The sequence below is a fragment of the Vibrio maerlii genome, from assembly GCF_003415655.1.
GTDB lineage: Bacteria > Pseudomonadota > Gammaproteobacteria > Enterobacterales > Vibrionaceae > Vibrio > Vibrio maerlii.
The window spans coordinates 112,566-120,962 of the sequence record NZ_QRHC01000013.1 but is presented as its reverse complement, the minus strand read 5'-3'; the positions used below and the strand labels follow the sequence as shown (position 1 = coordinate 120,962).

Annotated in this window: 8 protein-coding genes; all 8 read left to right on the top strand. The window is 45.5% G+C overall.

What is annotated here, in order from left to right:
* Positions 1 to 270, top strand: a 270-nt coding sequence (locus DPF91_RS19065; protein ID WP_476756192.1) for an EF-Tu C-terminal domain-related protein, incomplete at its 5' end; no start/stop codon positions are given.
* Between the two features lie 281 nt (positions 271 to 551).
* Positions 552 to 929 carry a preprotein translocase subunit SecE gene (secE, locus tag DPF91_RS19060; RefSeq protein WP_117236033.1) on the top strand — a complete coding sequence of 126 codons (378 nt, stop codon included), beginning with the start codon at positions 552 to 554 and terminating at the stop codon, positions 927 to 929.
* A 13-nt stretch (positions 930 to 942) separates the two neighbouring features.
* Positions 943 to 1,491: a transcription termination/antitermination protein NusG gene (gene nusG / locus DPF91_RS19055; RefSeq protein ID WP_117236032.1), complete on the top strand. Its 549-nt coding sequence runs from the start codon at positions 943 to 945 to the stop codon at positions 1,489 to 1,491.
* 208 nt (positions 1,492 to 1,699) lie between these two features.
* Positions 1,700 to 2,128, top strand: a complete 429-nt coding sequence (gene rplK, locus DPF91_RS19050) for a 50S ribosomal protein L11 (protein WP_008078231.1) — start codon at positions 1,700 to 1,702, stop codon at positions 2,126 to 2,128.
* A 4-nt stretch (positions 2,129 to 2,132) separates the two neighbouring features.
* A complete protein-coding gene (rplA, locus tag DPF91_RS19045) occupies positions 2,133 to 2,837 on the top strand; it encodes a 50S ribosomal protein L1 (protein ID WP_117236031.1) in 705 nt (234 codons plus the stop codon).
* A gap of 301 nt (positions 2,838 to 3,138) precedes the next feature.
* Complete coding sequence (gene rplJ, locus DPF91_RS19040) at positions 3,139 to 3,633, top strand: 50S ribosomal protein L10 (RefSeq protein WP_117236030.1); 495 nt, start codon at positions 3,139 to 3,141, stop codon at positions 3,631 to 3,633.
* 60 nt (positions 3,634 to 3,693) lie between these two features.
* Complete coding sequence (rplL, locus tag DPF91_RS19035; RefSeq protein ID WP_031493851.1) at positions 3,694 to 4,062, top strand: 50S ribosomal protein L7/L12; 369 nt, start codon at positions 3,694 to 3,696, stop codon at positions 4,060 to 4,062.
* 234 nt (positions 4,063 to 4,296) lie between these two features.
* Complete coding sequence (gene rpoB, locus DPF91_RS19030; protein ID WP_117236029.1) at positions 4,297 to 8,325, top strand: DNA-directed RNA polymerase subunit beta; 4,029 nt, start codon at positions 4,297 to 4,299, stop codon at positions 8,323 to 8,325.
* Positions 8,326 to 8,397 lie beyond the last annotated feature (72 nt).

The window sequence follows — 8,397 nt, the reverse complement described above, 5'->3', positions numbered from 1 at the left end:
GAGTCTGAAGTATACGTACTTTCTAAAGACGAAGGCGGCCGTCACACTCCTTTCTTCAAAGGCTACCGTCCACAGTTCTACTTCCGTACTACGGACGTAACTGGTGACATCCAGCTTCCAGAAGGCGTAGAAATGGTAATGCCAGGTGACAACGTTCAAATGACTGTTGAACTAATCGCTCCAATCGCTATGGACGAAGGTCTACGTTTCGCAATCCGCGAAGGTGGCCGTACTGTAGGTGCTGGTGTTGTTGCTAAGATCTTTGACTAATTCATAAGAATTAATCGAAGGCTTCTGAAAATCTTTGAATAAGATTTGACGAGACACTAGTAAAAAGGGCATCATTTGATGCCCTTTTTCTGCGCTGAAACAAGAGGCTATTATTACTATTAATATTTTCTTGTTTTGGCGTCGAGTTTTGGTTAAGTAAATTCTTGATCGCTAAGGTAAATGTTGTTTTTCCTTCTATAGGTTAAACTTCAATTTAGAGTTAGCCCTGCAACGGCGGGGTTGTTGTCGTCTATATTTAAGACTTATCACAGGTTGGTTTTATGAAAGCAAATGCTGAAGCTCCTGAAAGCTCAAGCGGTGCAGACATTTTTAAGTGGATTGTCGCTTTTGCTCTGCTAGCAGCCGCTGTTGTGGGTAATTACCTGTATGGTGAAATGTCTGTAGTTATCCGTGCTGCAGGTGTTGTTGTTCTTATCGCTGCTGCACTTGGTGTGGCTGCAACAACAACAAAAGGTAAAGCCGCGATCAATTTCGCACGCGAATCTCGCATGGAAGTTCGCAAAGTGGTTTGGCCTACGCGTCAAGAAACGATGCAAACAACATTGATCGTATTGGCTGTAAGTATTGTTATGGCTCTAGCGCTATGGGGCATTGACGGCATTATGGTTCGTCTTGTTGCATTTGCGACTGGGGTATAGAGGGTTCTGATTCATGAGTGAAGCTCCAAAAAAACGTTGGTATGTAGTTCAAGCTTTTTCTGGCTTTGAAGGTCGTGTAGCACAATCTCTACGCGAACATATTAAAATGCACAACATGGAAGAACTGTTTGGTGAAGTACTAGTACCAACGGAAGAAGTTGTAGAGATGCGTGCGGGTCAACGCCGTAAATCTGAGCGTAAATTCTTCCCTGGCTACGTACTGGTTCAAATGATCATGAACGATGAATCATGGCACCTAGTTCGCAGTATTCCTCGTGTTATGGGCTTCATTGGTGGTACCTCTGATCGTCCAGCACCTATCACTGATAAAGAAGCTGACGCAATCCTGAACCGTCTTGAGAAAGCGAGTGAAGCACCGCGTCCACGTACTATGTACGAAGCTGGTGAAGTGGTTCGTGTTAACGAAGGTCCATTTGCTGACTTCAACGGTACCGTTGAAGAAGTGGATTACGAGAAGAGCCGCCTGAAAGTGTCTGTATCGATCTTTGGTCGTGCAACACCAGTTGAGCTTGAATTCGGTCAAGTTGAAAAACTAGACTAAGACTCAATTGTAGTGAGCAAGTTGTGGATAAGTTCTGCACAAGGTGTTCGCTAAAAAGAGTATAAAAAACCACCTTTTTAGGGTTGTTTAAGGCGCGAATTATGCTTATAATTTCGCGCCTTTTTACAGCAAGTCTGTAAAAAGATTTTTATGAAATACGGGGAGCTGACCTAGCGGTTGGCGTCTGAACCCAAAATTAGGAAATATCATGGCTAAGAAAGTTGAAGCTTATATCAAACTGCAAGTTGCAGCTGGTATGGCAAACCCGTCGCCACCGGTTGGTCCTGCTCTAGGTCAACACGGTGTGAACATCATGGAATTCTGTAAAGCGTTCAACGCAAAAACAGAATCTATTGAGAAAGGTCTACCGACTCCTGTTGTTATCACAGTATACAACGACCGTTCTTTCACGTTCGTAACTAAGACTCCACCTGCTGCTGTTCTTCTTAAGAAAGCTGCTGGCGTTAAGTCTGGTTCTGGTCGTCCAAACACTGAAAAAGTGGGTACTGTAACTGACGCTCAAATCCAAGAAATCGCAGAAACTAAAGCTGCTGATATGACTGGTGCTGACATCGAAGCAATGAAGCGTTCAATCGCTGGTACTGCTCGTTCAATGGGCCTAGTGGTAGAGGGTTAATAACATGGCTAAACTAACTAAGCGCATGCGCGTAATCCGCGAAAAAGTTGACGTAACTAAAGAATACGAAATCAACGAAGCTGTTGCTCTTCTACAAGAACTAGCTACTGCTAAATTCGTTGAGTCTGTAGACGTTGCTGTTAACCTTGGCATCGATGCTCGTAAATCTGACCAAAACGTACGTGGTGCAACTGTACTACCTCACGGTACTGGCCGTGAAATCCGCGTTGCTGTGTTCACTCAAGGTGCAAACGCAGAAGCAGCTAAAGAAGCTGGCGCAGATATCGTTGGTATGGAAGATCTTGCTGAGCAAGTGAAGAAGGGCGAAATGAACTTTGACGTAGTTGTTGCTTCTCCAGATGCAATGCGCGTTGTAGGTCAACTAGGTACTATCCTAGGTCCACGCGGTCTAATGCCAAACCCTAAAGTTGGTACTGTAACTCCTAACGTTGCTGAAGCAGTTAAGAACGCTAAAGCTGGTCAGGTTCGTTACCGTAACGACAAAAACGGCATCATCCACACTACTATCGGTAAAGCATCTTTCTCTGCTGAGCAACTAAAAGAGAACCTAGAGTCTCTTCTAATCGCTCTTAAGAAAGCTAAGCCGTCTTCAGCGAAAGGTACTTTCCTGAAGAAAGTAAGCATCTCTACTACTATGGGTGCTGGTGTTGCTGTTGATCAAGCGAGCCTGAACACTCAAGCTAGCTAATTCAATTTGCTTAGGTGCAAAATTAGTGTATAATTTTGCGCCTAATATTTGTGGTTGGGGCTGAACTTTGGTTCTTTAAACTGTTTTTCGGTTTGATATGAATTATGACCCAGTCTCCGTCCAAGACCGTAGGCGTCTGAATCTTAATTGGTTAAGACTTAATAAAACCTACGTAGATGGTGCCCGAACTGACAGAAAGCAATTTATGTAAATAGATTCTTTCTTCTGGGACTGCACCTAAATTACTCTCACTGTCGTGATGATAGTGAGTGGTGTAACGACAACCAGGAGTAAATCCAAAATGGCTTTAAACCTTCAAGACAAAAAAGCAATTGTTGCTGAAGTCAACGAAGCAGCCGCTGGTGCACTTTCTGCAGTTGTAGCTGATTCTCGTGGCGTTGAAGTTGGCGCAATGACTTCTCTACGTAAACAAGCTCGCGAAGCGGGTGTTTACATGAAAGTTGTGCGTAACACACTAGCACGCCGTGCGGTTCAGGGTACAGACTACGAGTGTCTTACTGACACTTTCACTGGTCCTACTCTAATCGCGTTCTCTAACGAGCACCCAGGTGCTGCAGCGCGTCTTTTCAAAGACTTCGCTAAAGAGAACAAAGATTTCGAGATCAAAGCTGCTGCATTTGAAGGCGCAGTAACTGATGCTGAAGTACTAGCGACACTACCAACTTACGACGAAGCTATCGCACGCCTAATGATGTGCATGAAAGAAGCTTCTGCAGGCAAGCTGGTACGTACTATCGCTGCACTACGCGACCAAAAAGAAGAAGCTGCGGCTTAATCTGCCTTGCTTTCTACTGGTTGCAAAATATACTTATTGTTGATTTAAAAGAGAATTGTTATGTCTATTACTAACGAGCAAATCCTAGACGCAGTTGCAGAAATGTCTGTAATGCAAGTTGTTGAGCTTATCGAAGCTATGGAAGAAAAATTCGGCGTATCTGCTGCAGCTGCTGTTGTAGCTGGCGGTGCTGCTGGTGGCGAAGCTGCTGCTGAGCAAACTGAATTTGACGTAATCCTAACTGCTGCTGGCGGTAACAAAGTTGCTGTAATCAAAGCAGTACGTGGCGCTACAGGTCTTGGCCTGAAAGAAGCTAAAGGTCTTGTAGACTCAGCTCCAGCTCCTCTAAAAGAAGGCGTTGACAAAGCTGAAGCTGAAGCTCTTAAAGCACAGCTAGAAGAAGCAGGCGCTTCTGTTGAAGTTAAGTAATTATTACTTAATTTCTTAGCCGAAAGGCTAATGGCTGGTGGTTAAATAACCACCGGCCTTTTTGCGCTGTAGGGGTCTGGTGAATTTTCCGCTGTTTAGTCACCTGGTTCTGAGCAAAACCCGTTTCATTTTTCAGAAATGAGCGGTCACTACAATAAACAGTCGTTAGTCACTACCCCCTCAGGCGAGGTTTTTGGGTAGTTTGGGTCACTTATCAGCGAGCTGAGGAACCCCATGGTTTACTCTTATACCGAGAAAAAGCGCATCCGTAAGGACTTTGGTACTCGTCCACAAGTTTTGGACATTCCATACCTGCTATCGATCCAGCTTGATTCTTTCGATAAATTCATCGAACAGGATCCAGAGGGTCAATACGGTCTTGAAGCTGCTTTCCGTTCTGTATTCCCAATCCAGAGCTACAACGGCAACTCTGAGCTGCAATACGTTAGCTACCGTCTTGGTGAGCCAGTATTTGACGTTAAAGAATGTCAAATTCGTGGTGTAACGTACTCAAAGCCACTACGTGTAAAACTGCGCCTAGTTATCTTTGATAAAGATGCACCAGCAGGCACCGTAAAAGACATTAAAGAACAAGAAGTCTACATGGGCGAAATTCCGCTTATGACAGACAATGGTACCTTTGTAATCAATGGTACTGAGCGTGTTATCGTATCTCAGCTGCACCGAAGCCCAGGCGTGTTCTTCGACAGCGATAAAGGTAAGACTCACTCATCAGGTAAAGTATTATATAACGCACGTGTTATTCCTTACCGTGGTTCATGGCTTGATTTCGAGTTTGATCCTAAGGATAACCTGTACGTTCGTATCGACCGTCGTCGTAAGCTACCTGCTTCAATCATCCTTCGTGCACTTGGTAAGTCGACTGAAGAGATCCTGGATCTGTTCTTCGAAAAAGTGAACTTCGAAGTGAAAGACCAAACTCTACTAATGGAATTGGTTCCAGATCGTCTACGCGGTGAAACTGCGTCATTCGACATTGAAGCAAACGGCAAAACTTACGTTGAGACTGGTCGTCGCGTAACAGCTCGCCACATCCGTCAACTTGAAAAAGATGGCGTTGAGCACATCGAAGTACCAGTAGAGTACATCGTAGGTAAAGTTGCATCGAAAGATTACATCAACGAAGCAACTGGCGAGATCATTGTTGGCGCAAACCAAGAAATTAGCCTAGAAGCTCTAGCTAACCTTTCTCAAGCTGGCCACAAAGCGCTAGAAGTACTGTTCACGAATGACCTAGACCACGGTCCATTCATGTCTGACACACTGCGTGTCGACAGCACAGTTGATCGCATCTCAGCACTAGTAGAAATCTACCGCATGATGCGCCCTGGTGAGCCACCAACGAAAGAAGCAGCAGAAGCTCTATTCGAAAGCCTATTCTTCTCAGAAGAGCGCTACGACCTATCGACTGTTGGCCGTATGAAGTTCAACAGCTCTATCGAGCGTGAAGATGCAGGTGAGCAAGGTATCCTTGACGAAACTGACATCATCGCTGTAATGAAGAAACTGATCGCGATCCGTAACGGTAAAGGCGAAGTGGACGATATCGACCACCTTGGCAACCGTCGTATCCGTTCTGTTGGTGAAATGGCAGAAAACCAATTCCGTGTTGGTCTAGTTCGTGTAGAACGTGCCGTTAAAGAGCGCCTAAGCCTTGGTGATCTTGATGCAATCATGCCTCAAGACCTAATCAACGCTAAGCCAATCTCTGCAGCAGTTAAAGAATTCTTTGGCTCTTCACAGCTGTCTCAGTTCATGGACCAAAACAACCCGCTTTCAGAAGTAACGCACAAGCGTCGTATTTCTGCATTGGGTCCTGGCGGTCTAACTCGTGAGCGTGCTGGCTTCGAAGTACGTGACGTACACGTAACACACTACGGTCGTCTATGTCCTATCGAAACTCCTGAAGGTCCAAACATCGGTCTGATTAACTCACTATCTGCGTTTGCGCGTTGTAACGAGTACGGTTTCCTAGAGACTCCATACCGTCGCGTAGTAGATGGCGTAGTAACAGACGAAGTTGATTACCTATCGGCTATCCAAGAAGGTCAATTCGTCATCGCGCAGGCAAACACCGTTCTTACAGAAGAAGGTACGTTTGCAGATGAGCTAATCACAGCTCGTCAGAAAGGTGAATCTGGTCTTCACCCTCGCGAACACGTTGACTACATGGACGTTGCTACAAACCAAGTCGTATCGATCGCTGCCTCGCTTATCCCGTTCCTAGAACACGATGATGCGAACCGTGCATTGATGGGTGCGAACATGCAACGTCAGGCAGTTCCAACGCTTAAGGCAGATAAGCCGCTAGTTGGTACTGGTATCGAGCGTAACATCGCTGTTGACTCAGGTGTAACTGCTGTTGCTAAACGTGGCGGTACTATCCAATCAGTAGATGCTTCTCGTATCGTAGTTAAAGTTAACGAAGACGAGCTAGTACCAGGCGAAGCCGGTATCGACATCTACAACCTGACTAAGTACACACGTTCTAACCAGAATACATGTATCAACCAGCGCCCAACTGTACTACCTGGTGAGCCAGTAGCACGTGGTGACGTTCTTGCTGATGGTCCTTCAACAGATCTTGGTGAGCTAGCGCTTGGTCAGAACATGCGTATCGCGTTCATGCCTTGGAATGGTTATAACTTCGAGGATTCAATCCTTGTATCTGAGCGTGTTGTTCAGGAAGACCGTTTCACAACTATCCACATTCAAGAGCTATCTTGTGTGGCGCGTGATACTAAGCTGGGTTCTGAAGAGATCACAGCTGATATTCCAAACGTAGGTGAATCTGCTCTGTCTAAACTAGACGAGTCAGGTGTTGTTTACATTGGTGCTGAAGTTAAGGGTGGCGACATCCTAGTTGGTAAAGTGACACCTAAGGGTGAAACTCAACTGACTCCTGAAGAGAAGCTACTACGCGCAATCTTCGGTGAAAAAGCATCGGATGTTAAAGACACGTCTCTACGTGTACCAAACTCTGTTTCAGGTACGATCATCGATGTTCAAGTCTTCACTCGCGATGGCGTAGAGAAAGACAAGCGTGCGCTTGAAATCGAGCAAATGCAGCTGAAAGAAGCGAAGAAAGACCTGACAGAAGAATTCCAGATTCTTGAAGGTGGTCTTCTAAACCGTGTTAAAGCTGTATTGCTTGAAGGCGGTTACTCTGAAGCGAAATTGGACTCAGTTGACCGTAAGAAGTGGCTAGAGCTATCTGTTGAAGATGACGCACTACAAACTCAGCTAGAACAACTAGCAGAGCAGTGGGACGAGCTAAAAGCTGACTTTGATAAGAAGTTCGAAACTAAACGTCGCAAGATCACTCAGGGTGATGACTTAGCACCGGGCGTACTGAAGATCGTTAAGGTTTACCTTGCGGTTAAACGTCGTATCCAACCTGGTGATAAGATGGCGGGTCGTCACGGTAACAAGGGTGTTATCTCTAAGATCAACCCTGTTGAAGACATGCCTTACGATGAGAAAGGTCAGCCTGTAGACATCGTGCTAAACCCACTGGGTGTACCATCTCGTATGAACATCGGTCAGATCCTAGAAGTACACTTAGGTCTGGCAGCGAAAGGTATCGGTGACAAGATCAACCAAATGGTTAAGGAACAACAAGAACTGGCTAAGTTCCGTGAGTTCCTACAGAAGGTTTACGATCTTGGTGATACTCGTCAGACTGTAGACATCGCGTCTCTAACAGATGACGAAGTTCGTACTCTGATTAAGAACCTACGTGGCGGTCTACCGATTGCTACTCCGGTATTTGACGGTGCTTCTGAGAAATCAATCAAAGAGCTTCTAAAACTAGGTGACCTACCAGAATCTGGTCAGCTAACGCTGTTTGATGGTCGCACAGGTGATGCGTTTGAGCGTCCTGTAACTGTTGGTTACATGTACATGCTGAAACTGAACCACCTTGTTGATGACAAGATGCACGCACGTTCTACTGGTTCTTACAGCCTAGTAACTCAGCAACCACTTGGTGGTAAAGCTCAGTTCGGTGGTCAGCGTTTCGGTGAGATGGAAGTATGGGCACTAGAAGCATACGGTGCTGCTTACACGCTTCAAGAAATGCTAACTGTTAAGTCGGATGACGTTAACGGCCGTACGAAGATGTATAAGAACATCGTCGATGGAAACCATAGCATGGAACCTGGCATGCCAGAATCGTTCAACGTACTGTTGAAAGAGATCCGCTCGCTAGGTATCAACATCGAGCTAGAAGACGAAGAGTAATCTCTTTCTATTAAAAGAAAGCTGATTATTTGGTTGAAGGTGCTCACTTTTGCGGGTGAGCCCCTTTTAACT

Bases quoted from the DNA above. Each gene is read 5' to 3' on its own strand.
- rplL (WP_031493851.1), top strand. From the start codon at position 3,694: ATGTCTATTACTAACGAGCAAATCCTAGACGCAGTTGCAGAAATGTCT.
- nusG (WP_117236032.1), top strand. From the start codon at position 943: ATGAGTGAAGCTCCAAAAAAACGTTGGTATGTAGTTCAAGCTTTTTCT.
- rplJ (WP_117236030.1), top strand. From the start codon at position 3,139: ATGGCTTTAAACCTTCAAGACAAAAAAGCAATTGTTGCTGAAGTCAAC.
- rplK (WP_008078231.1), top strand. From the start codon at position 1,700: ATGGCTAAGAAAGTTGAAGCTTATATCAAACTGCAAGTTGCAGCTGGT.
- rplA (WP_117236031.1), top strand. From the start codon at position 2,133: ATGGCTAAACTAACTAAGCGCATGCGCGTAATCCGCGAAAAAGTTGAC.
- rpoB (WP_117236029.1), top strand. From the start codon at position 4,297: ATGGTTTACTCTTATACCGAGAAAAAGCGCATCCGTAAGGACTTTGGT.
- secE (WP_117236033.1), top strand. From the start codon at position 552: ATGAAAGCAAATGCTGAAGCTCCTGAAAGCTCAAGCGGTGCAGACATT.